The organism is Actinomadura atramentaria DSM 43919 (assembly GCF_000381885.1).
Classification (GTDB): Bacteria; Actinomycetota; Actinomycetes; order Streptosporangiales; family Streptosporangiaceae; genus Spirillospora; species Spirillospora atramentaria.
Genome location: NZ_KB907224.1, coordinates 53,895 through 79,927 on the forward strand (window position 1 = coordinate 53,895; position 26,033 = coordinate 79,927).

22 protein-coding genes are annotated in these 26,033 nt (G+C 75.6%); 10 read left to right on the plus strand and 12 right to left on the minus strand.

The genetic code is table 11. The features are described 5' to 3' along the window. Positions 1 to 28: 28 nt before the first annotated feature. From G339_RS35705 to G339_RS0128960, 3 genes are all read right to left on the minus strand, one after another. Positions 29 to 1,474: a methylmalonyl-CoA mutase family protein gene (locus tag G339_RS35705; RefSeq protein WP_019634562.1), complete on the minus strand. Its 1,446-nt coding sequence runs from the start codon at positions 1,472 to 1,474 to the stop codon at positions 29 to 31. Position 1,475: 1 nt separating this feature from the next. Beyond that, entirely contained in the window at positions 1,476 to 2,462 is a 987-nt protein-coding gene (locus G339_RS0128955) for a diiron oxygenase (RefSeq protein ID WP_084693481.1), read from the minus strand. A gap of 428 nt (positions 2,463 to 2,890) precedes the next feature. Next, a complete protein-coding gene (locus tag G339_RS0128960; protein ID WP_240489932.1) occupies positions 2,891 to 3,814 on the minus strand; it encodes a zinc-binding dehydrogenase in 924 nt (307 codons plus the stop codon). Positions 3,815 to 3,911: 97 nt separating this feature from the next. On the opposite strand from G339_RS0128960, the gene G339_RS35710 reads away from it, so the two are divergent. The 6 genes from G339_RS35710 (at position 3,912) to G339_RS0128990 (ending at position 10,551) form a co-directional block, all read left to right on the plus strand. Next, positions 3,912 to 4,532, plus strand: coding sequence for a TetR/AcrR family transcriptional regulator (locus tag G339_RS35710; protein ID WP_019634565.1), 621 nt, complete (start codon positions 3,912 to 3,914; stop codon positions 4,530 to 4,532). A gap of 207 nt (positions 4,533 to 4,739) precedes the next feature. Next, the gene (locus G339_RS37210; RefSeq protein WP_019634566.1) at positions 4,740 to 7,001 is read left to right on the plus strand and encodes a cytochrome P450; all 2,262 of its coding nucleotides are present in this window, start codon (positions 4,740 to 4,742) and stop codon (positions 6,999 to 7,001) included. A 95-nt stretch (positions 7,002 to 7,096) separates the two neighbouring features. Further along, positions 7,097 to 7,885, plus strand: coding sequence for an RNA ligase family protein (locus G339_RS0128975; protein ID WP_019634567.1), 789 nt, complete (start codon positions 7,097 to 7,099; stop codon positions 7,883 to 7,885). After that, complete coding sequence (locus G339_RS0128980; protein WP_019634568.1) at positions 7,869 to 8,990, plus strand: AAA family ATPase; 1,122 nt, start codon at positions 7,869 to 7,871, stop codon at positions 8,988 to 8,990. Before G339_RS0128975 ends, G339_RS0128980 begins: the two co-directional genes overlap by 17 nt. Before the next feature lie 72 nt (positions 8,991 to 9,062). After that, on the plus strand, positions 9,063 to 9,812 hold the full coding sequence (locus G339_RS0128985) for an SDR family oxidoreductase (protein ID WP_026341877.1): 750 nt from the start codon (positions 9,063 to 9,065) through the stop codon (positions 9,810 to 9,812). Positions 9,813 to 9,966: 154 nt separating this feature from the next. Then, on the plus strand, positions 9,967 to 10,551 hold the full coding sequence (locus tag G339_RS0128990) for a GNAT family N-acetyltransferase (protein ID WP_019634570.1): 585 nt from the start codon (positions 9,967 to 9,969) through the stop codon (positions 10,549 to 10,551). Here G339_RS0128990 and G339_RS0128995 read toward each other — a convergent pair. After that, positions 10,535 to 11,221, minus strand: a complete 687-nt coding sequence (locus G339_RS0128995) for a phosphatase PAP2 family protein (protein WP_019634571.1) — start codon at positions 11,219 to 11,221, stop codon at positions 10,535 to 10,537. The genes G339_RS0128990 and G339_RS0128995 overlap by 17 nt on opposite strands. Before the next feature lie 216 nt (positions 11,222 to 11,437). On the opposite strand from G339_RS0128995, the gene G339_RS0129000 reads away from it, so the two are divergent. After that, a complete protein-coding gene (locus G339_RS0129000) occupies positions 11,438 to 12,457 on the plus strand; it encodes an alpha/beta hydrolase (RefSeq protein WP_051107994.1) in 1,020 nt (339 codons plus the stop codon). 123 nt (positions 12,458 to 12,580) lie between these two features. Here the strand turns inward: G339_RS0129000 and G339_RS0129005 are convergent, their stop codons facing one another. From G339_RS0129005 to G339_RS0129020, 4 genes are all read right to left on the minus strand, one after another. Continuing rightward, a complete protein-coding gene (locus tag G339_RS0129005; protein WP_019634573.1) occupies positions 12,581 to 14,332 on the minus strand; it encodes a fatty acyl-AMP ligase in 1,752 nt (583 codons plus the stop codon). 57 nt (positions 14,333 to 14,389) lie between these two features. Continuing rightward, positions 14,390 to 15,361: an acyl-CoA desaturase gene (locus G339_RS0129010; RefSeq protein ID WP_033324691.1), complete on the minus strand. Its 972-nt coding sequence runs from the start codon at positions 15,359 to 15,361 to the stop codon at positions 14,390 to 14,392. A 149-nt stretch (positions 15,362 to 15,510) separates the two neighbouring features. Then, a complete protein-coding gene (locus tag G339_RS37215) occupies positions 15,511 to 16,587 on the minus strand; it encodes a hypothetical protein (protein WP_019634575.1) in 1,077 nt (358 codons plus the stop codon). An 87-nt stretch (positions 16,588 to 16,674) separates the two neighbouring features. After that, the gene (locus G339_RS0129020; protein WP_205625659.1) at positions 16,675 to 17,334 is read right to left on the minus strand and encodes a TetR/AcrR family transcriptional regulator; all 660 of its coding nucleotides are present in this window, start codon (positions 17,332 to 17,334) and stop codon (positions 16,675 to 16,677) included. A 76-nt stretch (positions 17,335 to 17,410) separates the two neighbouring features. On the opposite strand from G339_RS0129020, the gene G339_RS0129025 reads away from it, so the two are divergent. Genes G339_RS0129025 through G339_RS0129035 form a run of 3 tightly spaced genes read left to right on the plus strand, consistent with a single transcriptional unit; the run spans position 17,411 to position 21,854 of the window. After that, the gene (locus G339_RS0129025; RefSeq protein WP_019634577.1) at positions 17,411 to 18,412 is read left to right on the plus strand and encodes an ABC transporter ATP-binding protein; all 1,002 of its coding nucleotides are present in this window, start codon (positions 17,411 to 17,413) and stop codon (positions 18,410 to 18,412) included. A 32-nt stretch (positions 18,413 to 18,444) separates the two neighbouring features. Beyond that, a complete protein-coding gene (locus G339_RS0129030) occupies positions 18,445 to 19,227 on the plus strand; it encodes an ABC transporter permease (RefSeq protein WP_019634578.1) in 783 nt (260 codons plus the stop codon). A 53-nt stretch (positions 19,228 to 19,280) separates the two neighbouring features. Continuing rightward, positions 19,281 to 21,854, plus strand: a complete 2,574-nt coding sequence (locus G339_RS0129035; protein WP_026341881.1) for a hypothetical protein — start codon at positions 19,281 to 19,283, stop codon at positions 21,852 to 21,854. A 35-nt stretch (positions 21,855 to 21,889) separates the two neighbouring features. Here G339_RS0129035 and G339_RS0129040 read toward each other — a convergent pair whose 3' ends face one another. The 4 genes from G339_RS0129040 to G339_RS0129055 all read right to left on the minus strand — a co-directional run bounded on the left by G339_RS0129040 (position 21,890) and on the right by G339_RS0129055 (position 26,008). Beyond that, on the minus strand, positions 21,890 to 22,912 hold the full coding sequence (locus tag G339_RS0129040; protein ID WP_019634579.1) for a DUF5996 family protein: 1,023 nt from the start codon (positions 22,910 to 22,912) through the stop codon (positions 21,890 to 21,892). A 1-nt stretch (position 22,913) separates the two neighbouring features. Further along, positions 22,914 to 23,858: an NADP-dependent oxidoreductase gene (locus tag G339_RS0129045; protein WP_019634580.1), complete on the minus strand. Its 945-nt coding sequence runs from the start codon at positions 23,856 to 23,858 to the stop codon at positions 22,914 to 22,916. A gap of 40 nt (positions 23,859 to 23,898) precedes the next feature. Then, entirely contained in the window at positions 23,899 to 25,401 is a 1,503-nt protein-coding gene (locus G339_RS0129050) for an MFS transporter (protein WP_019634581.1), read from the minus strand. Between the two features lie 412 nt (positions 25,402 to 25,813). Further along, entirely contained in the window at positions 25,814 to 26,008 is a 195-nt protein-coding gene (locus tag G339_RS0129055) for a DUF3040 domain-containing protein (protein ID WP_019634582.1), read from the minus strand. Between the last annotated feature and the right edge of the window lie 25 nt (positions 26,009 to 26,033).

Consider the following 26,033-nt stretch of genomic DNA (forward strand, 5'->3'; position numbering starts at 1 on the left):
TCGTTTCGCTTGGTTGCCGGTCGGCCGGTCAGGCCCGGCCGCGGGCGAGTCCTGCGGAAAGTGCTCGGTGAAGCTGGCCGACGCTGGCGCGGGCGCGGACGGCGCGGATCATCGCGGGCATCGCGTTGCGGCCGAGCGCGACGTCGTCGGTGAGCGCGGCCAGCTCGGCGGGGCGGTCGACGCGCGCGAACGGGCGGCGGCGGCCCGCGGCGACGCCGGTGCGGAGCTGCTCGCGCATCAGGCGGCGCTCCTCCGCGGCGTCCTCGGCGTCGGCGACGCCGACCCGCGGGCCGGGCGAGGCGTAGGCCATCTCCTCGATCTCGCCCTCCAGCCAGCCGCTGCGCAGGCACGCCAGCAGGCCGTCGCGCTTGTCGATCTCGGTGAGCCAGCGGTCGGCGTCGGCCTCGATCTCGTCCACGAGCCCGGCGATCACGCCGGACCCGCCGAGCGGGTCGACGTGCCGGGCCAGGTCGGTCTCGGTCAGCAGGATCTGCTGGACGCGCAGCGCGACGCGCGCGGCGAGCCGCCCGGGGATCTGCGCGGCCTCGTCGAACCCGCAGACGTGCAGGGACTGGACGCCGCCGAGGACGGCGGCCACGGCCTGGACGGTGGTGCGGGCGATGTTGTTGAGCGGTTCGGTGGCGGCCAGCGTCGACCCGAAGGTGTTGACCTGGATGCGCATCCGCATGGAGCGGGGGTTGCGCGCGTCGTAGCGCTCGGCCATGCGCCGCGCGTACATCCGGCGCAGCGCGCGGAACTTGGCGGCCTCGGCGAGCAGTTCCATGTGGGTGCCGAAGATGAAGCTGAGCCGGGGGGCGACCTCGTCGACGCCGTAGCCGCGGGCGATCATGTGGTCCAGATACTGCTCGGCGTCGGCGATGCCGAGGGCGACCTCCAGGGCCCGGTTCGCGCCCGCCTCCCGGGCGTGCCCGCCCGATATCGAGATCGGGTTCACCTTCGGCAGGTGCCGGACGCAGTATTCGATGACGTCGAGCGAGAACCGGAAACTGTCGTCGAGGTCGAAGATGACGGCATTCCGCGCGAGATGCTCCTTTAACATCTCGTTCTGCAGTGTTCCCCGGAGCGCCGCCGGGTCGACACCCGATTCCTCGGCCGCCACGATCCACATCGCGAGGATCATCGGCGCGGTCGCATTGATGGTGTAGGCGACCGAGACCTGGTCGAGCGGAATTCCGGTGAACACCGACGCGAAGTCGTCGACGGTCGCCACCGAGACGCCGGCCCGGCCGACTTCTCCCTCGGCCGCGGGCTCGTCCGGGTCGATTCCCATCTGCGTCGGCAGGTCGAATGCCAGCGACAGGCCGGTCTCGCCGCGTTCGAGCAGATAGTGGAACCGCCGGTTGGTGTCCTCGCCGTCGCCGAGTCCGGCGAGCTGCCGGACCGTCCACGGCCGGGTGGTGTAACCGGTCGGATGAATGCCCGCCTCGTACGGGAACTCGCCTGGGCCCGCCATCTCAGATCTCCCCGATCAGGAGCCCGGACGCCTCGAAGGATTCGCGCGCGCCGGGATGGTCGAAAACGTCGTGTTCGGCGAACATCCGCAGGGTGCGCCGCGCGGCCTGGCGGATCTGGTCGGTCTCGAACCGGGGCGTGTAGGTCTCGGCGAGGACCTGTTCGGCCTGCTCGGCGGTCAGTCCGGCGGCGCGCAGCGAGGTCGTGTGCGCGACGGTGTCGGTGGCCAGGCAGGCGCGGACCAGGGCGGGCAGCACGCGGGCGACCCGCTCGCGCACGGCCGGTTCCAGGCCGCCCCACAGGCGGTCGAAGAAGATCGTGTAGAAGGCGTGGTGCAGCCGCTCGTCGCGGGCGTGGTCGGCGACGACGTCGCGGACCGTGGGGACGACCTCGGCGGACCGGGGGATGGTCTCCAGCAGCGAGGTCACGACGGTCTCGAAGATGACCGCCTCCAGCAGCCGGCCGAGGCCGGGCGCGTCCGCGCGCAGCGGCTCGGTGGCGCGGGTGAGCGCGCCCGTCACGGGCGCGAACGTGTAGGGCAGGTGCGGCACCCCGGTCTTGCGTTCGACCTGGCAGACGAGGTCGAAGTTGCTCATCGCGTGGTGCGCCTCGTCGCAGTAGATCTTCCACGCGTCGAGCCGGACCTCCGCCGGGAGGCCCAGGCCGAGGCCGTCGTCGGCGACCAGCAGCGTCGCCCGGTTGACGACCTTGGACTCCAGGTTGGCGACCGAGTCCAGATAGGCGTACAGATGCCAGACGCCGAGGGATAAATGCAACTCGTCCGGTAACTCGGCGACCACGGGGTGGTCGAGATAGGGCATCAGCGAACGGGGGAAGTAACGCATCCCCGCCGGTACCTCCGCCAGCTTCCGGTGCGGGGCGATCCGCACCCCCGCACGTTCGTGCCAACGCGAGAAAACAGCACTGCGATTCAACGTGCCCCCGCCTTCGGACAATGACCCAAATCGCTCGGAGATCCGCCGCCTCATGGCACGGTCCGCCGCGAACGCATCAATGAATAACAGACCGGCGGGAGCCGCCGACAGGGCCGAATCCGTCACCCGGCGGGCACCGTACGTGACGGTTAACCGATGAATGGCGCTTTGTCGTGCGGGAAAGATCAATTCGTGTGATCTAAATCACAGCTTTCGGGCATTACTCGGCGCCGCCGGACAGATCGCCACCGGCGGCCCCGGCGGGCACGTGATCTGTTCGTGATCAGGGTGTCCCGGCGACGGTTCGCCGACCGCCGCCCCCGCGCCCGCAGCGGACCCGGCGACGGCCGGCGGGGCGGAACTCGCCTTTTCGCACCGCGTGCCCATCGCCGCGGCCGCGGGGGGTGAAAAGGGGACCGCCGGTCCGATTCAGAGAAGTCGCGTATTCGGACCGGCGGTCCGATTGAATGCCGGGCGCCCCGTTACGCGGCGGCGGGTTCGACGTCCAGGACGGCCTTGCCCGCGATGCGGCGGTCCAGCAGCGCCGCCGCCGCGTCGGCGACGTCCGTCCAGGGCGCGCGGTGCCCGATCTCGGCGGACAGCCGTCCGGCGGCGAGGAACCCCAGGAGGACGGCGAGGTCGGGGCCGGGTTCGCGGACGTCCCCGAACGTGCTGATCGTCCGCGCCGCGCCGAGCGAGAACAGCGAGTGCGGCGCGACCGCGGCCGGTTCGCCGGAGGCCCAGCCGACGTGCTGCACGTCCCCGCCGGGCGCCAGGAGCGCGAACGCGGCGGTGAGCTGCGGGCCGCCGACGGTGTCGACGACGAGGTCGACGGGCCGGTCCACGCCGTCGAGCCCGACGACGACCTCGCCCGCGCCGAGCTCGCGCAGGCCCCGGGCGCGGCCGGGCGACCCGACCGACGCGACGACGTGCGCGCCGCCGAGCGCGGCGAGCTGGACGGCGAACCGGCCGACGCCCCCGGCCGCGCCGGTCACCAGGACCCGCCGGCCGAGGACCGACCGCGTCCGCAGCGTCCGCAGCGCGGTGAGCCCGGCCATCGGCAGCGCCGCCGCGGCGGCGGGGTCGACGCCGGCCGGGATCGCGGAGACGGCGTCGGCGTCCACGGCCATCCGCTGCGCCCACGCGCCCGCGCCGAACGCGGCGACCGGCGTCCCGGCGGCGGGTCCGGTGCCGTCGTCGGCGGCCCGCACGACGATCCCGGCCGCGTCGTAGCCGTGGACGGTGCCGGGCGGGCGGCGCGCGGCGAACTCGACCTCGCCGCGGTTGAGGGAGATGTGCCGGACGTCGACGAGCACCTGGCCGGGCCCGGGTTCGGGGTCGGGGACGGGCGCGAGGCGGAGCGCGGCGGGGGCCGCGGGGTCGACGACGAGGGCTTGCATGGGCATGGAGCGCTCCAAGCTCGGGGAAAACGGACCGTCAGTCCGATTTGCGGGAAGTTACCATATTCGGACCGGCAGTCCGATTGAGGAGCGTGACCCCGCGATGGCCGAGCGCGCCGACGCCGCCCGCAACCGCCGCGCCGTCCTGGCGGCCACCGAGCGGCTGCTGGCCGAGGGCGGCGGCGACCACGTGTCGCTGGACCGCGTCGCGGCGCTGGCCGGGGTCGGCAAGGGAACGGTGTTCCGCCGCTTCGGCAGCCGGGCGGGCCTGCTGCGGGCGCTGCTGGAGGAGCGGTCGGGCCATCTGCGCGCGGCCATCGCGGGCGGCCCGCCGCCGCTCGGGCCGGGCGCGCCCGCGCGCGAGCGGATGACCGCCTTCCTGGACGTCCTCGCCTCGATCGCCGAGGACAACGCGGTGCTGCTGTCGGCGCACGGGCGCGAGTGCGCGCAGGACCGGTTCACCGACCCCGTCTACCTGCGGTGGCACGCGCACCTGAGCGGCCTGCTCGCCGAGCAGCGCCCCGACCTGGACGCCGGGTTCCTCGCGCACGGCCTGCTGGCGGTCTTCGACGGCGACCTCGTCCGGCACCTGTCGCCGCCGGAGGACCCGCGGTTCTTCCGCCGCTCCGTCCGGCGGATGGCGCTCGCGCTCGTGGACGGGACCGCGCCCGGCGCGCCGGACATTTCGGTGCGTGACGCGGAGCCTGCCGACCGTTCTCTTTAACGGACGACCGAAACCCGCACGGCCCGTCCGGGACCGGCGGCCGCGGGTCGGTAAAGCAAGGGTCAAGTCTGGCGCGGCGGTGGGGTGATGCCCGCGCACTTCCCGGAGATTCGAGGCACGAACGTCTTTTCGATCCGCGGAGGTGGCCATGACGGCCAGCACGACCGAAATGACCGGGAACGACCCGGTCACCCGGGACGACGGCCCGTGACCGACACCGATGACACGCTCGGGTGCCCGGCCGCGTTCCGGCTCCCCGACCTGACCCTGCCCTTCCCCCCGCCGGAGCCGCGGCCCGACGCCGCCCGGCTGCGCGCCGCCGCGTGCGACCGGGCGCTGGACCGCGGCGTCCTCGGCCCGCGCGGCCACGAACGGCTGCTGACCGGCCGCAACCTCGACCTCGGGCTGGCGCTGACCGGGACGGCCCCGCCCGACCGCGCGGCCGTCCCGCTCGACTGGTTCCTGTGGGTCCTGCTGCTGGACGACCGCATCGACGACGGCCCGTGGGCGCACGACGGCACCCTCGCGGCCTTCACCGAGGCCGCGCTGGCGATCGTCCGGGGCGTCCCCGGCACCCCGTTCCCGGGTTTCACGAGCACCGGCGCGGACGCCACGGGCGGCGCGGCCGAGCCGATGCTCACCGACCTGGCCGACGACCTGTGGCCGCGCACCGCCGCGCTCGCGGGCCCGGCGTGGCGGCACCGCTTCGCCGAGCACCTGGCCCGGCACCTGTGGGCGCAGTGCGACCTGGTGGACCGCCGCGCGGCGGGCAAGCCGATGGACGTCCACGGCTACGTCGCGGCCCGCCGCGACCTGTTCGGCGCGGACCTGTTCTTCGACCTGATGGAGGCCGCGGACGGGCGCGAGCTGCCCGCCCGCGCCCGTCCGGCGGTGCTGCGCGAGAGCGCCGCCGACGTCCTGGCCTGGACCAACGACGTGTACTCGCTGGAGAAGGACCTGGCGTTCGGCGAGCCCGCGAACCTGGTGTGCCTGCTGCGCGACGAGCGCGGCGGGTCCTGGCAGGACGCGGTGGACGCCGCGCACGCGATGATCCGCGAGCGCGTCGCGGCGTTCCGCGCGGCGCGGCGCGGCGCCGACCCCGCCTACGCGGGGCGGCTCGCGGACGTCCTGGCGGCGTCGCTGGACTGGCACCGCTCGGTCCCCCGCTACCACTGGCAGGCCGTGCCCTCGACGGGAGCGGGCACGGCCGCCGCGCCGGCGGTACCGGTGGTCGAACTGCTGGCGGAACCGGTGGTGGACACGCGCCGGTCCCCGCCGAGCCTGCTGTGGCCGTCGTTCGAACGCGACCCGTACGCGCTGTACGCGCGGCTGCGGGCCGAGTTCCCGCTGGTGCGCGACGAGCCGCTGGACGCGTGGCTGGTGAGCCGCCACGCCGACGTGCGGGCCGCGCTGACCGAGCCGCGCCTGACGCCCCGCAACTACGCCTGGCAGCTGGAGCCGATGTTCGGGCGGACGGTCCTGCAGATGGAGGGCCGCGAGCACGCGGCGCACCGGGCGTTCCTGACCCCGGCGTTCCGGGGGCGGGCGCTGGAGCGGCTGGCGGGTTCGGTGCGGGCGACCGCCGAGCGGCTGGCGGCGCGGCTGGCCGCCGACGTCGCCGACGGCCGCGACGTGGACCTGGTGGAGGGCTTCACCCGGCGGCTCCCGATCGACGTGGTCGTGCGGGCCCTCGGCCTGCCGCCGCGGGACGCGCCGCTGTTCCAGGACTGGTACCGGGCGGGCTTCTCCTATCTCGGCAACTACCGGCAGGACCCGGCGACGCTGGCGCGCGGCCTGACGTCCCGCGACGAGCTGTACGCCTATCTGGAGCCGCACGTCGCGGCGCGCCGCGCGTGTCCGCGCGACGACCTGCTGTCGGTGCTGTGCGCGGTCCGGGTGGACGGGGAGCCGCTGCCGGACGCGATGGTGAAGGGCTTCTGCGGGGCGCTGCTGGGCGCGGGCGGGGAGACGACCGACCGGGCGCTGGCGTCGCTGCTGGCGAACCTGCTGGAGCATCCGGCGGTGCTGGCGGGCGTCCGCGCGGACCCGGGGCTGCTGGGCGCGGCGTGGGCGGAGTCGCTGCGCCGCAACCCGCCCGTCCACGTGGTGCTGCGGCAGGCGGACGGGCCGGTGGACCTGCCGTGCGGGCGGGTTCCCGACGGCGCGACGGTCGCGTGCCTGGTGGGGTCGGCCAACCGCGACCCCGAGCGGTTCGCCGACCCGGACCGGTTCGACCCCCGGCGGGCCGAGTCGGTGGACCGCGAGTTCACCGGCGCGGCGACGCATCTGGGCTTCGGCGCGGGCCGCCACTTCTGCCTGGGCGCGCAGCTCGCCCGGATGGAGGCCGAGATCGCGGTGGGCGTGCTGCTGGAGCGGCTGCCCCGGCTGCGGTGGGCGGAGGGCTTCGTCCCCGTCGAGACGGGGCTGCTGACGCGGGCCCCCGAGGAACTGCTGGTCACGGCGGGTTGACGGCCGGGCCGGGCCGCCCGGTGCGCACGCGGCGCGGCGGCCCGGCCCGGAAAACCGATTGAGCGCGGTCGGCGCGCCGCGTTACAACGGTCGGCATGCTTCGCAAGTACCCGCGTACGCCGCATCTGGCGGGGTCGCGGCTGCAGCCCGGCGACGAGGACCTGGCCGCGCTGCCGTTCGCCGACATCGCGGGCCGTCACCTGGTGGTGGAGGAGAAGCTGGACGGCGCGAACGCCGGGATCAGCTTCGACTCCGGCGGGACGCTGCGGCTGCAGAGCCGCGGCCACTACCTGGCGGGCGGCCCCCGCGAGCGCCAGTTCGGTCCGTTCAAGGCGTGGGCCGCGTCGGTCCAGGACCTGCTGCGGCCGCGCCTGCGGGACCGGTACGTCCTGTACGGCGAGTGGCTGTACGCCAAGCACACCGTCTTCTACGACGCGCTGCCGCACTACTTCTGCGAGTTCGACGTCCTCGACCGCACGGACGGGACGTTCCTGTCCACGCCCCGCCGCCGCGAGCTGCTGGCGGGCACGCCGGTCGCGTCGGCGCCCGTCCTGTACGAGGGCGCGCTGGCGTCGCTGGAGGAGCTGACGCGGTTCGTCGGCCCGTCCACCTGCCGCACCCCGCGCTGGCGGGACGCGCTGCGCGCGGCGGCCGAGGCGGGCGGCGCGGACCCCGACCGGGTCGCCGCCGAGACCGACGCGGCCGAGGAGATGGAGGGCCTGTACGTCAAGGTCGAGGAGGACGGCCGCACGGTCGGGCGCTGCAAGTGGGTGCGCCCCGGCTTCCTCACGACGATCCTCGACGCGGGAACGCACTGGCTGGACCGCCCCGTCGTCGCCAACGGCCTCGCCGACCCGGAGGCGCTGTATGCGCGCGTTCGCTGAGCTGTGCCCGGCCCCGCCGGACTGGCGGGTGCCGTGGCCGGAGATCCGCGCGGCGTTCGCGTGGGTCCGCGACCTGGCGGGCGTCCCGCAGGACGCCGTCCACCACGCCGAGGGCGACGTCGAGGTCCACACGCGGATGGCGTGCGAGGCGCTGGCGGGGCTGCCGGAGTTCCGGGCGCGGCCGGAGGGCGAGCGCGTCCGGCTGTTCGCGGCGGTGCTGATGCACGACGTCGCCAAGCCGTACACCACCCGCGAGGAGGACGGCCGGATCACCGCGCACGGCCACTCGCGCGCCGGGGACCTGATGGTGCGGCGCGTGCTGTGGGAGCTGGGCGCGGACCCGGCGTGGCGCGAGCACGTCGCGGCGCTGGTCCGCCACCACCAGGTGCCGTTCTGGGCGCTGGAGCGCCCCGACCTGCAGAAGATCGCGTTCCGCACGAGCCTGCTGGCCCGCAACGACGACCTGGCGGTGCTGGCGACCGCCGACATCCTCGGCCGGGTCTGCGGCGACGCCGACGAGGTGCTGGAGAGCGTCGCGCTGTTCGCCGAGTACTGCGCCGAGCAGGACTGCCTGGACCGGCCGCGCGCGTTCCCGTCCGACCACGCCCGGTTCTGGTACTTCCGCCGCGACGGCCGCGACCCGTCCTACGCCGCCTACGACGACACGCGCCTGACGGTGACGGTGATGTCGGGGCTGCCGGGCGCGGGCAAGGACACCTGGCTGGCGCGCCACCGCCCGGACGTGCCGGTGGTGAGCCTGGACGCGCTGCGCCGCGAGCTGGGCGTCGACCCGGCCGGGGACCAGCGGCCGGTCGCGGCGGCGGCGTTCGAGCGGGCGCGCGGGCACCTGCGGGCGGGCCGGTCGTTCGCGTGGAACGCCACGAACGTGTCGCGGCAGCTCCGCGAGCGGTGCGTGGGGCTGGCGGCGTCCTACCGGGCGCGGGTGGAGGTCGTCGCGGTGGAGGCCCCGCCGGGGGTGCTGCGCGAGCGGAACCGGGCGCGGGCCGTCCCGGTGCCGGACGCGGTGGTCGACCGGCTCGCGCGCCGCTGGGAGGCGCCCGACCCGACCGAGGCGCACCGGGTGGAGTGGGTCGCGACGGGCTGACGCGCGTGTGGTGGGATGGCCCCGTCCAGAAGGCGGGCGAGCCGTCCAGAAGGCGGGCGAGGGAGGCGGGCGGTGGCGGGGACGGGCCGGGTGGCGCTGGTGACCGGCGCGGGGTCGGGCATCGGCGCGGGCGTCGCGGCGGCGCTGCTGCGCGACGGGTGGCGGGTCGTGCTGGCGGGCCGCCGCGCCGAGGCGCTGCGCGCGACCGCCGGGGGAAGCGACGCGGCGCTGGTCGTCCCGGCGGACGTGACGTCGCCGGAGTCGGTGGACGCGCTGTTCGCGGCGGCCGCGGACCGGTTCGGCCGGCTGGACCTGCTGGTGAACAACGCGGGCGTGTTCGGCGCGCCCGCCCCCGTCGAGGACTTCCCGCTCGCCGAGTGGGAGACCGTCCTCGCCACCAATCTGACCGGCGCGTTCCTGTGCGCGCGGGCGGCGTTCCGGGTGATGCGCGACCAGGACCCGCGCGGCGGCCGGATCATCAACAACGGGTCGCTGTCGGCGCACACGCCCCGGCCGCGCTCGGTGGCCTACACCGCGAGCAAGCACGCGATGACGGGCCTGACCAAGGCGCTGTCGCTGGAGGGCCGCGCGCACGGGATCGCGTGCGGGCAGATCGACATCGGCAACGCGGCGACGGACATGACGGGCGGGTTCGGGACCGGGACGCTCCAGGCGGACGGGTCGGTGCGCGCCGAGCCGGTCATGGACGTCCGCAACGCGGTCGACGGCGTCCTCTACATGGCGAACCTGCCGCCGGAGGCGAACGTGCAGTTCATGTCGGTGCTGGCGACGGCGATGCCGTCGTTCGTCGGGCGCGGCTGAGCGGCCCGCTCCCCTCCCCCGCCCCTCCCCCGCGCCGGGTTCGCCCGAGTTCGTTCGGGTTCGACGTGCCGTGACGGGGCGTACACCGGCCGTGCCGACAGAGAATTTCCGAACGCGCCGTTGCGTTCCGGAGGCTGAGTCCTAGGATCGTCGTGTGCTGCGCCCCCGATACCCGCTGCGGACCCGCCGCCTGCTGCTGCGCCCGTTCGAGCCCGGCGATCTGGACGGCCTGTACGCCTACCAGTCCCTGCCGGACGTCACGCGGTACCTGACCTGGGAGCCCCGCACGCGCGAGGAGTCGCGGCTGTTCCTGCGGCAGAAGATGGACGCGTCCACGCTGGAGCGGGAGGGCGACTGGCTCGTCGCGGCCGTCGTCCACTCCGGCAGCGGCGAGCTGATGGGCGAGATCAACCTGGGGTGGCGCAGCCGCGAGCACCGGCAGGGCGAGATCGGCTACGTCATCAACCCCGCCTACCACGGGCACGGGTACGCGACCGAGGCGGCGGCCGAGGGGCTGCGGCTGGGGTTCGAGGAGTTCGGGCTGCACCGCGTCGTCGGCCGCATCGACGCCCGCAACGAGGCGTCCGCGCGGGTTCTGGAGCGCCTCGGGATGCGCCGCGAGGCCCATCTGCGCGAGAACGAGTTCGTCAAGGGCGAGTGGAGCGACGAGATCGTCTACGCGATCCTGCGCCGCGAGTGGGACGCCCACCGCGGCACGACGATCATCTCCGGGGAATGACCGCGCGGCCGGCGCAGCCCAGCGCCGCGCCGAGCGCCCAGCCCGCGACGGCGTCGGTGGGCCAGTGGTAGCCGAGCAGCACCGTCGCCGCGCCGACCGCGGCCGCCGCGCCGAGCGGGACGGCCCACGACAGCGCCGTCGCGGTCCGGCTCCGCGGGCGGGAGCCGACCGCCAGCGCGGCCAGGACCGTCAGGCACATCGCGGCGTTCGCGGCGTGCCCGGACGGATACGACAGGTATCCGGCGGCGGCGAAGGCGTCCTGTCCGGTGCGCGGCGGCGTCCGCGCGAACAGGAGCTGCGCGCCCCGCACGGCGGCCTCGGCCGCGACCAGCCACAGCCCGGCCCGCACCGCGAGCGCGACCGACCGCCGCCGCCACGCGGCGGCCAGCGCGGCGAGCGCGGTCAGGCCGCCGACGAGCCAGTACTGGCCGCCGCCCACGACCGTCCGCCAGAACGCGTGCGCCGCGCCGGTCGCGGGCGGCGGCCCGCCCGCGGCGAACCCGGCCAGCGCGCGGCCGTCGAAGGCCCGCAGCGCGCCCCCGGCCAGCACGTCCGCCGTCGCGGCGACCGCGAGCAGCGCGGCGGCGACGCCGATGGACACCTCGGGACGGGTGGCGGCGCGCAGTGCGCGCGGGCCGAGGCGCCCGTCCCCCGAGCGGAGCACCTGCATCCCCCGATCCTGCCGCATCGGGCGGGGTGCCGGTGACGTGGCGCGGCGCGCCGCCCACGACTCGTGACGCCCGGCCCCGGTTGACTCAACACACGACAGGTCGGGGCACGATTCTTGTCACTCTTCCCCATAGATCATTTATCGGACGTTCCGGGAAACTCGGCGCCTAGTCGTGTGGCCGCCGGGGCCGCCGTCGAGCGTCTGCGCAGGAGTGCCATGAACGTCTCCGTCCCCGCAAGAACGACCGTGCGCTGGAGGCGTTCGCTGGCCGTGTCCGCCGCCGCGGTGCTCGCCGCCGGGACGGGCGTCACGGTCGCGCTGCCCGCGCACGCCCAGACGTTCAAGGCCGCCGACACGGGCGCGAAGATCACCGGCGAGCAGCAGATCGCCTCCGGGGAGGTCGACATCACGATCTCCTCGCCGTCGCTCGGCAAGTCGGTGAAGACGCGGCTGCTGCTGCCGCAGGGCTGGAAGGCCGGGTCCACCTACCCGGTGCTGTACGCCTTCCACGGCGGCCAGGACAACTACACCTCGTGGACGAAGAACACCGACATCGAGGCGTGGGCCCGCAAGTACAACGTCATCGTGGTGATGCCCGAGGGCGAGAACGGGTCGTACACCGACTGGTACAACTACGGCAAGGGCGGCACTCCCAAGTGGGAGACGTTCCACACCACCGAGGTCCGGCAGCTCGTGGAGCGCAACTTCGGGGCCAGCTCGGTCGCGGCCGCGATCGGCAACTCCTCGGGCGCGCAGGGCGCGATGAGCTACGCGGCGCGGCACCCGGGGATGTTCAAGTACGTCGCGTCGCTGAGCGGGACGCTGTCGATGCGGTCGCCGGGCATGCCGGCGATGCTGATGTTCACCAACGCGGGCAACGGCCAGGACCCGTACGCGATCTGGGGCATCCCGTGGTTCGACGACGCGAACTGGAAGGCGCACGACCCGGCGTCGCTGGTGGACAAGCTGCGCGGGACGGGGCTGTTCTTCTCGGCGGGCACCACGGGGCGGCCCGGCCCGGGCGACCCGGACGTCGCGCCGTGGGACATCGGCCTGCTGAGCGAGATCGCGATCGGCGCGGACAACAAGGACTTCCAGAAGAAGCTGGACGAGGCGAAGGTCCCGTACACGGCGCACATCTACGGCGACGGGCGGCACAACTGGCCCGCGTGGATCCGTGAGGCGACGTTCATCTGGCCGACCCTCATGAAGTCGATCGGGGCCAAGCAGCTCTGACCTGAAGCACGAGAAAGGGCCGATCCCCCCGCGGATCGGCCCTTTTCGCGTCCTGGACCGTTCCGGCCCGCGCACGCGGAGACGCCGGGGCCGTGCGCGGGCCCCGGCGTCTGCGCGTGCGTCTCAGCCCTCCAGGACCGTGACCGGCAGCGCCCCCTCCAGGTACGCCTTCCGGCACGCGGTGTGGGAGACCTTGCCGCTGCTGGTGCGGGGCAGGCCGCCCGGCTCGATGAGGACGAGCTCGTGGACGCGGACGTCGTGGTGCTGCTGCACGGCGCCGCGCACGGCGTCGGTGACCGCGCCCAGGTCCAGCCGCTTGATCGGCACGCGCCGGTTCCGCTCGGCGACCACGACGAGCCGCTCGGTCTCGCCGTCGTCCACGGAGAACGCGGCGGCGTACCCGCGCCGGACGCCCTCGTGGGCGTGGAAGGCGGTGTACTCGATGTCCTGCGGGTAGTGGTTGCGGCCGTCGACGATCACCAGGTCCTTGATGCGGCCGGTGATCCACAGCTCGCCCTCGTACCAGACGCCGAGGTCGCCGCTGCGCACCCACGGGCCCTCGGGGAAGTCCCCGACGTTCCCGGTGATCTGCTGGCCGAAGACGGCGGCGGTCTCCTCGGGGCGGTTCCAGTACCCGGCGGTGACGTTGGGGCCGTGGATCCAGATCTCGCCGACGTGGCCGTCCTCGCGGCGGACGCCCGTCTCGGGGTCGACGATCGCGACGAGCTGCCCGTAGGGCTGCCCGCAGCCGACCAGGACGGTCGCGCGCTCGGCGTCCTTCGCGCACGGCTCCAGGACGCCCCGGTTGAGGGCGTCGCGGTCGAACGCGCGGACGGTCGGCAGCTCGTAGCGCGACGAGGAGGCGACGTACACGGTCGCCTCCGCGAGCCCGTACGCGGGGACCTGCACCTCGGGCCGCAGCCCGTAGGGCCGGTACGCCTCCAGGTAGCGGTCCAGGCTCTCCTCGCGGATCGTCTCGGCGCCGTTCATGAACACCTGGACGCCCGACAGGTCCAGCCCGGCCTTCTCCTCCTCGGTGACCTTCGTGGCGAGGTACTCGTAGGCGAAGTTCGGCGCGCAGGTGAACGCGTGGCCCTGCTTGCTCAGCAGCTCCAGCCAGCGGATGGGCCGCATGATGAACGCGACCGGGTCCATCAGCACGGCGGGGCTGGCGTAGGCGATGGGCAGGCCGACGGCGGTGACCAGGCCCATGTCGTGGAACAGCGGGAGCCAGTTCACGCCGGTCGACACGCGCGGGATGCCGTCGAACACGCCCCAGCACTGCTCGGTGTTGGCGGCGAGGTTGCCGTGGGTGAGCATGACGCCGGCGGGCGCGCGGGTGGACCCGGAGGTGTACTGCAGGTACGCCAGGTCGTCGGGCGAGATCGACTCGTCCTCCCAGGTGAGGGAGGTGTCGATGGTGTCGACGGTGATGATCTGCTTGGGCCGCGGGACCGGGTTGGAGTTGAAGAACGTCTCGACGTGCGGGAGCGCGGAGGTGATCGTGAGGATGACCTCGGGCTCGGAGTCGGTGTAGACGGCCAGGAGCCGGTCGGCGTGGCCGGGCAGGTCCGGGGAGAACAGCGGGACGGCGATGACGCGCGCGTACATGCAGCCGAGGAACCCGACGATGTAGTCGAGGGTCTGCGGGGCGAGGATCGCGGCGCGCTGCCCGGCGTCGGTGTGCTGGCGCAGCGTGGCGGCCAGGGCGCGGGCGCGGCGGTCCAGTTCCGCCCACGTCATGTCGACGGCGACGCCGTCGACGTCCTCGCTGTAGTCCATGTAGGTGTACGCCCGGTCGTCGGGGTACTGCTGCGCCCAGCGCGCGAGGCGCTGGACGAGCGGGGTCCGGTCGAGATCCTTGAGGATGGTCATGAGGGTGGCGCTCCAGTGGTGCTCTCGGATGCGGGGGGCTCTGCGGTGGGGCGGCGGTCAGGCGGCGGCGGGTTCGGCGTCGGCGTCCGCGCGGCGGGCGGCGAGGCGCTTCTCGTCGGGCCAGCGCACGTCCCAGACCCAGCCGGCCTTCTCGAACAGCCAGATGGTGCGGGCGCTGAGGTCGATCTGGCCCTTCAGGACGCCGTGCCGCGCGCAGGTGGGGTCGGCGTGGTGCAGGTTGTGCCAGGACTCGCCGAACGAGGGGAGCGCCAGCCACCACACGTTGCGGGACTGGTCGCGGGTCTTGAACGGCTGCTTGCCGAACACGTGGCAGATCGAGTTGATCGAGAACGTCACGTGGTCGCCGGCGAAGACCCGCAGCAGGCCGGCCCAGAACAGGGCGGTGACCGCGCCGTGCCAGGACCAGGTGAGCAGCGCGCCGAGGCCCATCGGGACCAGCAGCGTGCTGGCGGCGATGAGGACGTAGACGTCGTTGCGGCCGAGGAACCGCAGGTCGGGGTCCTTGAGCAGGTCGGGCGCGTACTTGGTGCGGGAGGTGCGGGTCTTGCGGAACAGCCAGCCCATGTGGGCGTGGAACAGGCCCTTGGTCAGGCCCCACACGCCGGGCCCGAACGCCCACGGCGAGTGCGGGTCGCCGTCGCGGTCGGAGTACTTGTGGTGCCGGCGGTGGTCGGAGACCCAGAAGATCACCGAGCCCTGCCACGCCTGGCCGCCGAGGATCGCCAGGGCGATCTTCAGCCACCGCTTGGCCTTGAAGCCGCCGTGGGTGAAGTAGCGGTGGTATCCGACGGTGATGCCGAGGGCGTTGAACGGGTAGAGGAACGCGAAGATCGCGACGTCGGTCCAGCCGAGTCCCCAGCCCCAGAAGAACGGGACGGCGGCGAACAGGCCGACGATCGGGGCGACGACGAAGACGACGACGCTGATGCGCTCCACCATCGGGACCGGCTTGGGGGCGATGTCGGGCAGGGGGGCCCTGCTGCCCACATCGGCGACACCCGCTGTCATGAGGGCTCCTTCGCGTTCGCGCGGTGACGGGGCGGCCGGGACGGTCCGGGCTGCGGGGCCGGGCGGCCGCGATCAGGGCACGACCGTACGGTCACACTCGGGGGGCGGTCTTCGCACCGGGCACACCACTTGCGGGGCGTGTTGTGAAGTCAGTTGACAAAGGGGCGCCCGGCGGCGGCGTCGGTGCGGGTTCCGGCGGGCCGGGCGGGCGGCGCGAGGCGGTCGCGCAGGGCGTCGTGGAGCCAGTCGGGGCCGGCGGGGGCGTGCGCGGCGATCCAGACGGCGAGTCCGGGCAGCTCGGCGGTGCGGGTGAGGGCGCGGCCCTCGGCGTCGTCGTCGGGTCCGGTGCGGGGGCGGCAGTGGACGACGGTCCCGTCGCCGCCGGGCTCGACGGTGACCAGCACGCCGCCGCCGTCCGGTACGCCGTCCGACGCGCCGTCCGGGGCGGGCGCGGAGCGGACGGCCAGCCGCGGGCAGGTGCGGCCGAGGGCGGTGCGCAGCGCGGCGGCCAGGTGCCGGGCGGCCGGGTCGGCCTCGGTCTCGTGCAGGACGAGGGTGAGGTCGCCGGGGAACGGTCCGGGCGGGTCGGGCGGCAGCGGCCGGGGCGGGTGCGCGGGCAGTCCCGCCGCGACGCCGGGCGCGGCGTCGGCGGTGTAGAGGGCGGTGACGCGCGGGAGCGCGGCGGCGGGGTCGGCGAGGAACCGCAGCAGGCGGCGGCGCAGGTAGTCCGATCCGGTGTCGCCCGCGGCGACGCGGCGGGCGCAGCCGCGGGCGGTGGCGGTGCCGAGGGCGTGCTCGAAGCAGTCGGCGAGGGCGGCGCGGCGGGCGGCGATGAGGACGTCGGCGTCGGGGTGCTCCAGGACGAAGCGCAGGACGGCGCGGGTGGTGTGCTTGTGGTTGGCGCGCAGCCGCCGCAGGGCGAGCAGGGCGGTGATGACGTGGCCGGGCGGGACGGCGTGGGCGAGCCGGTGCGCGGCGGCGGCCAGGACGGCGCGGTCGTCGTCGCGCAGCCCGGCCTGGGAGGCGGTGAGGATCTGCAGCAGCACGCGGGCGCGCTGCCACGGCACCACGCCCGGGGCGAGCCCGAGCACGGCGTAGCGCCCGGGCGCGGCGGCGCGGGCCGCGGCGTGCCGGGCCGCGTCGTCCCAGTGCAGGGCGCCGCCCCGGGGAAGGGTCAGCGGCCGGTCGTGGGTCTGCAGGTGGGTGAGGAGCGTGGGGGTGTCCAAGGTTGCCTCCGCTAGCCCTGGAGTCTAGGAAGCCCGGAGACCGCTCAGGCACTCATTTTCGGACCTGTGATCCGCGGCGGGGGTGGTTCACCTCACGGCGGCCGCGTCCGAGGGGCGGACGGCGTAGTCCCCGAGGCCGTGTTCGAGCAGGTCGAAGACCCGTTCGGCGTCGGTGCGGACGCTTTCGTGCATCTCGGCGAGGGTCTCCCCCGCGCGCCTGCGGGCGACGACGCCCTCGACCAGGGTCTCGCGCGCGGCGCTGATCATCGCGGCGGCGGCGCGGGGGCGGGGGTCGTCGGGTTCGGCGCCGGTCTCGTCGGCGAGGGCGGCGGCCAGGGCGTCGGTGGCGCGGCGGCCGATCTCGCGCAGCCGGGCGGTGAGGGCGGGGCTGGCGGCGACGACGGCGTACCAGGTCTCGGCGCCCTCGTGGAAGCCGGTGCGGACGTCGCGGGCGGCCAGCCCGTCGAGGAACTCGCGGCGGAACGCGGCGACGGCGGACTCGCCGGGGCGGCGGTCGCGCAGGCAGCGGGCGTAGCCGTCGACGGCGGCGTCCTCCCGGTCGAAGAACAGGTCCTCCTTGGCCGGGAAGTAGTTGAAGACGGTGTTCACCGAGACGTCGGCGGCGCGGGCGACGTCGGCGACGGTGACGCGGTCGAAGCCGCGGGTCATGAACAGGCCGGTGGCGATGTCGGAGATGCGGCGGCGCGTCTGGCGCTTCTTGCGCTCGCGCAGTCCCTCCTCGGTCATGGCGGCCATCGTAGCCGACCGCCTGGTGCCGCATAAATTTTGTAGTGACACCAATTTTGTGGTTACTCTACCCGGCATGGCGACGACGATGATCGAGGCGCGCGGCCTCGCCCGGACGTACCGGGCGAGGGACCGCGAGATCGAGGCCGTGCGCGGCCTGGACCTGGACGTGGCGGCCGGGGAGGTCGTGGGCTTCCTCGGCCCCAACGGCGCGGGCAAGAGCACCGCCGTGCGGATGCTGACGACGCTGCTGGCCCCGACGGCGGGATCGGCGACGGTCGCGGGCGCGGACCTGCGCCGCGACCCGGCCGGAGTGCGGCGGCGCGTCGGCTGCGTCCCGCAGGGCGGCACGACCGACCCGGGCGTCCCGGCGGGCGAGGAGCTGGCGCTGCAGGCGGCGCTGCACCGGGTGCCGGACGCGGCGGCGCGGATCGCGGACGTCGCGGGGCGGCTGGGCGTCGCGGACCTGCTGGACCGCCCGTGCGGGGCGCTGTCGGGCGGGCAGCGGCGGCGGCTGGACCTGGCGATCGGCCTCGTCCACCGGCCGCCGCTGCTGTTCCTGGACGAGCCGACGACCGGCCTGGACCCGGCGGCGCGGGCGGCGGTGCGCGACCACGTCCGCGGGCTGCGCGACCGCGACGGCGTGACGGTGTTCCTGACGACGCACTACCTGGAGGAGGCCGACGCGCTCTGCGACCGGGTGCTGATCCTCGACGCGGGCCGGATCGTCGCCGAGGGCTCCCCCGCCGCGCTCAAGCGCCGCGTCCGCGGCGACGTGGTGGAGGTGGCGGTCGCGGCGGGCGGCGCGCAGCGGGCGCGCGCGGCGCTGGCGGCGCATCCGGCGGTGACGGAGGCGGTGCTCACGAACACGGGCGTGACGAACACGGGGGCGGCCGGGGACCGGCTGCGGCTGACGGTCCGCGACGGCGAGCGCGCCCTGCCCGGCCTCGTCCGCGCCCTGGACGACGCGCTCGGCGACGCGCCCGGCGGCGGGGGCCTGGTCTCCCTCACCCTCGCGCGCCCCACCTTGGACGACGTGTTCCGCGCCGTCACCGGCCGCGCCCTGCACACCGCATGACCCCCGAGCGCATGACCCCCGAGAGGACGACGATGACCGACGAGCGAACCGGCGGAGCGCTGGCGGGCGCGGCCCGCGACACCTGGCTGATCTTCCTGCGCTACCTGCGGCAGACGCTGCGCAGCAGGCCCGCGATGGTGTTCGGCGCGGTGCAGCCGCTGCTGTACCTGGTGCTGTTCGGCCCGCTGCTGACCCGCGTCGGGGAGGCGGGCGGCGCGGATTCCTGGCGGGTGTTCGTGCCGGGGATCGTGGTGCAGCTCGCCCTGTTCGGCGCGGGTTTCGCGGGGTTCGGGCTGATCGCGGACCTGCGGTCGGGGGTGGTGGACCGGTTCCGGGTCGCGCCGGTGAGCCGCGTCGCGCCGCTGCTGGGCCGGGTGCTGCGCGACACGCTGGTGGTGGCGGTGCAGGCGGTGCTGCTGACGGCGGCGGGCGTCGCGCTGGGGATGCGCGCCCCGCTCATCGGGATCGCGGCGGGGCTCGTCCCGGTGCTGGCCGCGGCGGCGGCCATCGCCGCGCTGTCGCACGCGCTCGCGCTGACGCTGCGGTCCGAGGACGCGTTCGCGCCGCTGCTGACGTCGGTGACGCTGCCGCTGATGCTGCTGTCGGGCGTCCTGCTGCCGATGGGCCTCGCGCCGCGCTGGCTGGACGTCCTGTCGCGCGCCGACCCGCTGCGGTACGTCGTGGAGGGGACGCGCGCGGCGTTCGCCGGGGACGTGCTGTCGGGCCGGACGGCGGCGGGCGCGGCCGTGTCGGCCGTGCTGCTGTGCGCGTCGGTGGCGGCGGGCGCGCGCCGGTTCCGCCGCGAGGGCGCCTGACGGGCGTCTTGTCGGATACGGCCGTCACGACCGACAGGACTACTATTCGCGGGGTGAGCGGGCAGGGGGCCGGGGCTGGACCCGGCGCAGGAACGGCAGGGAGCACGGCGGGGGGCGGGGACCTCTTCGCGGCCGTCGAGGCGAACGTCCGGGAGCTGACGGCCTCGGCGTGGTGGCAGGCCGCGCCGCCGCAGCAGCGCGCCGACCAGGTGATGCGGCGGCTGCTGTGGGGCGCGGGCGAGTGGTGGCTGTTCGGGGCGTGGGGCCGCTGGTACCGGTGCGGCCTGGACGGGACGTGGCATCCGTGCCCGCCGCCCGCCGACCCGGCCGAGCGCGCGGTGGCGTCGATGGCCCCGCCGGGCGCGGGCACCCCGCCGGTCCCGCCGCAGCTCTTCCCGGCGGGCCCGGACCTGGCGACGGGCCGGATGTCGTCGCTGGGGTTCCTCGGCCCGCTCCCCGACACCGGCGTGGTGGCGCGGGTGTCGCAGGCGCTGACGACGGCGCTGGCGGTGAACCCGGCGCAGTTCGCGCAGCAGACCCCGACGTTCCAGCCGGGGACGCCGAGCACGGTCGCGGCGGCGTGGGGGGCGCTGCTGTGGTGCGCGGGCGCGCCGGTCGCGCTGACCGAGCACCCGCTGATCGAGTCGTTCACCTACTACCTGACGCTCCCGGCGGAGCGGCTGCACTGGATGAGCCCGCCGGAGTTCGCGTCGCTGGCGGGCTACTACGTCGACCGGCTCGCCAAGGGCGACGGGCCGGGCGCGGCGCACGTCGCGCGGGTGATGTACGAGGTCGCGACGGGGCTGCAGGGCGACGAGCGGTTCCGGCCGGGCGCGGACGCGCTGGCGGCGGTGACGGGCGCGTCGCTGCGGCTGGTGCAGCAGGACCTGGCGACGGTCCGGTACGGGCCGCAGGCGATCGTGCAGGAGTGGCGGCGGCGCTGCCCGCCGGAGTTCGCGGCCCCGCTGCTGCGCGACACCGCGCCGGGCGAGTTCCTGCGGCTGGCGCTGTACGACCTGCAGCAGATCGTGGTGGAGCTGGGCGCGGTCCCGGCGGCGCAGCCGGGGCAGCCGCGCGGGCAGGACCGGGCGCGGCACGCGGGCCTGGCGCTGCTCGCCGCCGATCTGCAGGCCGCGCCGGGCGCGCTCCCGGCGCTGCAGCGCTGGCTGGACCCGGACTCGGGACGGACGCTGCAGGCGGTGCTGACCGATCCGGCGCATCCGCTGCGCGCGCTGTGGCCGCGCGACGGGCGGCTGCCCGACCCGCTGCGCGCGGGCGACGCCGCGACGCTCGGCTCGCTGCTGTCCACCACGTACGGGCTGGGCCTGACGTGGTGCCGCCTGGCGCAGGTCCCGCCGCCCGCGACGGGGTACGCGGTGCCGCAGGCGGTCGCGGCGGAGCTGACGAGCCCGGCGAACTACTCGCCGCCCTCGACCGACGAGCTGAGCGCGTGGGACATCATCTCGGCGGCGCGCGCGCACCTGGCGGCGGGCCGCCCGGCCCCGGCGGCCGACGAGCCGGTCGCCCCGGCCGACCCGCCGGAGGCGGCCCCGCCGCCCCCGCCGCCGCCCGTGCCGGAACCCGAGCCGGAGCCCGCGCGCGCCGAGCCGCCGCGCATCCCGCCGCCGCCCGCGCCGCCGCCCGCCGACCCCCCGCGCCCCGCGCCGGGCCCGGCGCCGGGTCCGCCCGCGCCGCCGCCCGCGGCGGGCACGCAGCTCGACGACCCGTTCCGCACGCACCTCGACCCGGGCCGCGGCGCGCAGCTCCCGCCGCCGCCCGCGCCCGTCCCCGAGGCCCCGCCGCCGCTGCCGCCCGCCCCCGAGGGCGAGGCGCGCCCCCGCGTCGCCGAGGCGTACGGCATCCGCTTCCTGTGCGGCGCCGACGACGTGGAGCGGGTGGTGACCGAGGCGCGGCGGCGCGGCAAGTGGGCGGCGCGGCTGCGCGGCCAGGAGGTGTCGAGCGCGTCGGTCCCGGCGCTGCTGCTGATCGGCGGCCCGTCCAGCGGGCAGCGGCGGCTGGCGCGGATGGTGGCGCGGGCGCTGGCGGAGGTGGAGGTGTCCAGCGGCGAGGTCCGCACCGTCCACGCCGAGGACCTGCGCGACGGCGGCCCGGACGGGCTGCGCGCCGCGCTGGACGCGCACGCCGGGCACGCGCTGCTGCTGGACGGCCTGGACGAGCTGATCCTGGACCAGCCCGACGGCCGCGCCTACGCGACGGCGATCTACCGGGCCCGGCTGGAGGGCGTCAGCGACACCGCCCTGCTGGGCACGTGCGCGCCGGACCGGGTCGGGGAGCTGTCGGCGGCGTCGCCGGAGCTGCTGACGGACCTGCGCGCGGTGCGGCTCCCGGACCTGTCGGTCCCGGCGGTCCGCGAGGGCCTGCTGGGACTTTTGGCCGAGGAGCGGCGGCTGCGGCTGGCCGCCGACGCCTGGCAGGTGGTGCGGCGCGAGCTGCCGTCGCTGCGCGGCCGGGGCCGGCTGACGGGCGCGCGGCTGATCGAGGCGTACCTGGACCGGGCGGCGACGCGGCAGCTCGGCCGGGCCGAGGCGACGCAGGCGATCGGGAACTCGGCGACGCTGGTGCTGACGGGCGAGGACTTCGCGGGGGTCGCGGCCGAGCTGTCGTGACCCCGCCCGTGATCCCGCCCGTGATCCGCCTCCCGCTAGTCGGGGCTGAGGTGCGGGTCGGTGACGCCGCCGGGGCTGGCGAACCGCCCGGTGTCGGTGGCCGAGCGCCGCGCCCCGGCGCGGTAGGCGCTGTCGAGGAACCCGAGGATCGTCGCGACGGGGTCGTCGGTGGTGCGGGCGTCGTCGTACTTCAGGACGGCCAGGTGCCCGTTCCCGCTCTCGACCCATCCGGCCCAGTCGGGCCACAGCGGCTCGTCGGCGAGGCCGCGGGGTTCGGGCGCGGTGTAGGAGTAGAACGCGGGCCAGGGCCGCTCGTCGTCGCCGAACCAGAACCCGGAGCTGATGACCTCGTGGCTGTAGGCCTCGCGGGCGACGGGCCCGGCGGCGGCGTCGACGGGCGCGGGTCGGCCGGTGAAGCGGGTGACGGCCAGGTCGAAGGTGTGCCAGAAGTGGTGGACGGGGCTGGTCTTGCCGCAGAAGTCGGCGGCGTGGCGCTCCAGCACCTGCGCGACCTGCGCCAGGACGCGGAAGTATCGGTTGATGCGGGCGGGCTCGTAGTCGGCGTGGCGGGTGTCGTCGGCGAACGGGGTGCCGTCGTCGAGCCCGTAGGGGCGGGCGTCGATGGCGGGCCGGACGCCGAGCGCGTGCAGGGCGTCGAAGAACGCGGCGTGCAGGGACGCCACGGACCGGCCGGGCAGCGAGATCCGCACCCGCGTCCCGTCGAGGCGGTCCACGACCAGGTCGTGGGAGACCAGGTCGAAGTCGACGCAGAACAGCGGCCACGGGGTGCCCGGCCCGCCCATCGGCCGGGTCGTCAGGCCGCGGCCGGTGAGGTGGAACGGGACGTTCCACCAGTGGTTGCGCCGCACGCTGCACGCCAGCCGCACCTTCCCGACGATCTGGGCGAAGCGGTGGAAGGTGTCCTTGGCGGCGCGCCACTCGTCCAGCGGGATCGACGGGAACGGCTCGGTCGCGGGCCCGGCCCCGGCGGTGATGGCCGCGCCCGCGCCGCCGCCGGGCGGCGCGGGCGGCACGGGCGGCGTGTCGGGGCCGGTCATGTCAGATCCGGAAGACGGTCTTGCCGCGGGCCTCGCCGCGGCGCGCGGCGGCCAGCGCGGCGGGCACCTCGTCGAGCGGCACCTGCCGTTCGATCCGGGCGCGGATCAGACTGGCGTCGACCATGTCGGCGATGGCGGCGAGGCGTTCGGGCGTGGCGCGGTTGGCGAGGTTGACGGCGGTGATCTGCCGGGCGGCCAGCGCGTCGGGGTTGAGCGCGAAGATCGTGGAGACGATCGTCCCGCCGGGCCGGACGAGGTTGGCCAGCGCCTCGATGCCCGAGGTGGGCGTCACCATGTCCAGGATGGCGTCGACCCCGTCGGGGTGGGCGGCGATGACCTGCTCGGGCACGGACCCGGTGGCGTAGTCGACGGTCTCGGCGGCGCCGAGGCGCTCCAGCGCCGCGGCGGTGCCGGGCGCGGCGGTCGCGATGACGTGCGCGCCCTGGTCGGCGGCGAGCTGCACGGCGAACTCCCCGACGCCGCCGGTCGCGCCGACGACCAGGACGACGGTCCCGACGTCGACGCGGGCGGTCTCGACGAGCTCGGCGGCGGTGGTGGCGGGCGTGGGCAGGGCGGCGGCCTGCTCGGGGATCATCCCGGCGGGCATCGCGGCGACGGGCCCGTCCTCGGCGGCGACGGCGTACTCGGCGTAGGAGCCCAGGCCCCGGTCGGGGTGCTGGAACTGCCCGTACACCTGGTCGCCGGGCCGGTAGCGGGTGACGCCGGGGCCGACCGCCTCGACGACGCCCGCGCCGTCGCTGCCGAGGACGAGCGGGAAGCGGTGGTCGACGGCGTCCTTGAGCATCCCGTCGGCGATCTTCAGGTCGACCGGGTTGTACCCGGCGGCCTGGAGGCGGACGAGGATCTCGCCGGGCCCGGGGCTCGGCTGGGACACGTCGGACAGTTCGGGTTCGGCACCGAACCCGCTGATCGTGATGGCGCGCATGGTGACCGCATTCCCCGCCGCCGCCCCCTTCCCAACCGGTTTAGGTAGGTCTTGGGACGTTCTTGCCCGCGCGCGTCCCGTGCCCCCGCCGGGTGCGGGGGTCCTGGCACGCCTGGTGGATTCCGGCGGGCGTGTGCCCGCGGACGGGCACCGAGCGCCGCACCGCGAACCACGCGACGGGCCCGCCGGCGGCGCAGACGGCGGCGGCGATGAGCATGGCGCGGGAGAAGCCGGGCCCGAGCGGCCCGTCGCCGCGCGCCGACAGGCCCGCCAGCGGCGGCAGCACCGCCACGGCCAGCAGGTTCGCCAGCCGCGACACCGCGTTGTTGGTGCCCGACGCGGCCCCGACGTGCGCCTCGTCCACCGACGCCAGCACGGTCGAGGTGAGCGGCGCGACGGTCAGCGCCATCCCGAACCCGAACACCACGACGCCGGGCAGGACGGACGTCAGGTAGCTCCCGCCTGGCCGCGCCAGCGCCATCAGCGCGACGCCGCCGCCCGCCAGGACCGGCCCGGCCGTCATCGGCAGCCGCGCGCCGGTCCGCTGCGCCAGCGCCCCGATCCGGCTGGACAGCGCCATCATGATGACGGTCATCGGCAGCGTCGCCAGGCCCGCGCGCAGCGCCGAGTACCCGAGGGTGTTCTGCAGTTGCAGCGTCAGCAGGAACAGCGCGCCGCCCAGCGCCGAGTACACCGCGAGGGTGACGGCGTTGACGCCGACGAACTGGCGGGACCGCAGCATCCGCAGCGGCAGCAGCGGGTCGGCCTGCCGCCGCTCGATCAGCGGGAACGCGACCAGCCCGGCGACGCCGACCGCGGCGAGGACCGCGGCGGCGGGGCTCCAGCCGTGCGCGGGCACCTCGATCAGCGCGTACACCGCGCCGCCGAGCCCGGCGGTGACGGCGGCCGCGCCCGCGTAGTCCAGGCGGGCCGCGCCGCCCGCGCGGCTCTCGGGGACGCGCCGCAGCGCCAGCATCGTCAGCGCCGCCAGCGGCAGGTTGATCAGGAACACCCACCGCCACGACGCGGCGTCCACCAGCCAGCCGCCGATGAACGGGCCGAGCGCCGACGCCGCGCCCGACGGCGCCGCCCACCGGCCCACGGCCGCGCCCCGGTCGTCGCGGGAGATCGTCGCGTCGATGATCGCCAGGCTGCCGGGGACCAGCAGCGCGCCGCCGACGCCCTGCGCGAGGCGCGCGGCGATGAGCAGCGCCGGGGTCGGCGCGAGGCCGCAGCCCAGGGACGCGGCGGTGAACAGGGCGAGCCCGGCGGCGAACACGCGGCGGTGCCCGTACCGGTCGCCGAGCGCGCCGCCGAACAGCAGCAGCGCGCTGAGGGTGAGCAGGTAGCCGTCCAGGACCCACTGCAGGACGGTCAGGCCGCCGCCCAGGCCCCGGCCGATCGCGGGCAGCGCGACGTTGACGACCGAGCCGTCCAGGAACGCCGCGCCGGACCCGAGGACGGTCGCGCCGATCACCCACCGGCCGGTGCGCGACCCGAGCCGCACCCGCCCGTCCCCGCCCCGCTCGCTGTCGTCGCCCACCGGTTCTCCCCTCGTCCGCTGCGGACCGTGAGTGTTCCCGGACGTGACGTGCGCGACACCGGGGGCCGCGGCGGGGCGGCGTGGAACACGGGGACCGCGGAACCGGTTACAGTGGTCGCGGTCGGTGTGGGATGTGTCCCCCGGGCTCAATTCACAGCCTTCGTGGAATACCGCCGGGCCTCGACGTCCGGGCCGGAGCCGCGTTGTGCCTTTCGCCGTGAGGCGACCAACCACACCGGCCATCCAACGCGGGATCGGGCCCCGGCGCGTCAGCGCCGGGGCCCGATGTCGTTCCGGGGCCCGCCGCGGGAAGCGGGGGTGCCCGCCGCCCGGTCCGGGGCCGCGCGGGCGAACGCGGCCCCGGACCGGGCGAACGGGAGTCGGCGGGGGTTCGGCGGGGGTCCGGGACGTCTCAGAACGCGAAGACGCCCGCGAGCGCCGCCGCGACGGCCACCGCGACGGCCGCGACCGCGACGATCAGGCGGACGCGCCGGCGGCGCCGCTCCCGGCCGAGCCTCGACATGCGGACCGCGAGCCGCGGGTCGTCCGCGGTGAGCCGTACCTCGATCTCGGCGAGGAGCCGCCGCTCCTCCATCGACAGCGCCATGCTTCAACCTCCGGGGGACGTGGGT

Excerpts from the sequence above, each read along its gene's own strand:
- G339_RS35705 (WP_019634562.1), bottom strand. The coding sequence starts at position 1,474 with ATGGCGGGCCCAGGCGAGTTCCCGTACGAGGCGGGCATTCATCCGACC.
- G339_RS0128955 (WP_084693481.1), bottom strand. The coding sequence starts at position 2,462 with ATGAGGCGGCGGATCTCCGAGCGATTTGGGTCATTGTCCGAAGGCGGG.
- G339_RS0128960 (WP_240489932.1), bottom strand. The coding sequence starts at position 3,814 with ATGCCCATGCAAGCCCTCGTCGTCGACCCCGCGGCCCCCGCCGCGCTC.
- G339_RS35710 (WP_019634565.1), top strand. The coding sequence starts at position 3,912 with ATGGCCGAGCGCGCCGACGCCGCCCGCAACCGCCGCGCCGTCCTGGCG.
- G339_RS0128975 (WP_019634567.1), top strand. The coding sequence starts at position 7,097 with ATGCTTCGCAAGTACCCGCGTACGCCGCATCTGGCGGGGTCGCGGCTG.
- G339_RS0128980 (WP_019634568.1), top strand. The coding sequence starts at position 7,869 with ATGCGCGCGTTCGCTGAGCTGTGCCCGGCCCCGCCGGACTGGCGGGTG.
- G339_RS0128995 (WP_019634571.1), bottom strand. The coding sequence starts at position 11,221 with ATGCAGGTGCTCCGCTCGGGGGACGGGCGCCTCGGCCCGCGCGCACTG.
- G339_RS0129000 (WP_051107994.1), top strand. The coding sequence starts at position 11,438 with ATGAACGTCTCCGTCCCCGCAAGAACGACCGTGCGCTGGAGGCGTTCG.
- G339_RS0129005 (WP_019634573.1), bottom strand. The coding sequence starts at position 14,332 with ATGACCATCCTCAAGGATCTCGACCGGACCCCGCTCGTCCAGCGCCTC.
- G339_RS0129010 (WP_033324691.1), bottom strand. The coding sequence starts at position 15,361 with ATGACAGCGGGTGTCGCCGATGTGGGCAGCAGGGCCCCCCTGCCCGAC.
- G339_RS0129020 (WP_205625659.1), bottom strand. The coding sequence starts at position 17,334 with ATGACCGAGGAGGGACTGCGCGAGCGCAAGAAGCGCCAGACGCGCCGC.
- G339_RS0129025 (WP_019634577.1), top strand. The coding sequence starts at position 17,411 with ATGGCGACGACGATGATCGAGGCGCGCGGCCTCGCCCGGACGTACCGG.
- G339_RS0129030 (WP_019634578.1), top strand. The coding sequence starts at position 18,445 with ATGACCGACGAGCGAACCGGCGGAGCGCTGGCGGGCGCGGCCCGCGAC.
- G339_RS0129040 (WP_019634579.1), bottom strand. The coding sequence starts at position 22,912 with ATGACCGGCCCCGACACGCCGCCCGTGCCGCCCGCGCCGCCCGGCGGC.
- G339_RS0129045 (WP_019634580.1), bottom strand. The coding sequence starts at position 23,858 with ATGCGCGCCATCACGATCAGCGGGTTCGGTGCCGAACCCGAACTGTCC.
- G339_RS0129055 (WP_019634582.1), bottom strand. The coding sequence starts at position 26,008 with ATGGCGCTGTCGATGGAGGAGCGGCGGCTCCTCGCCGAGATCGAGGTA.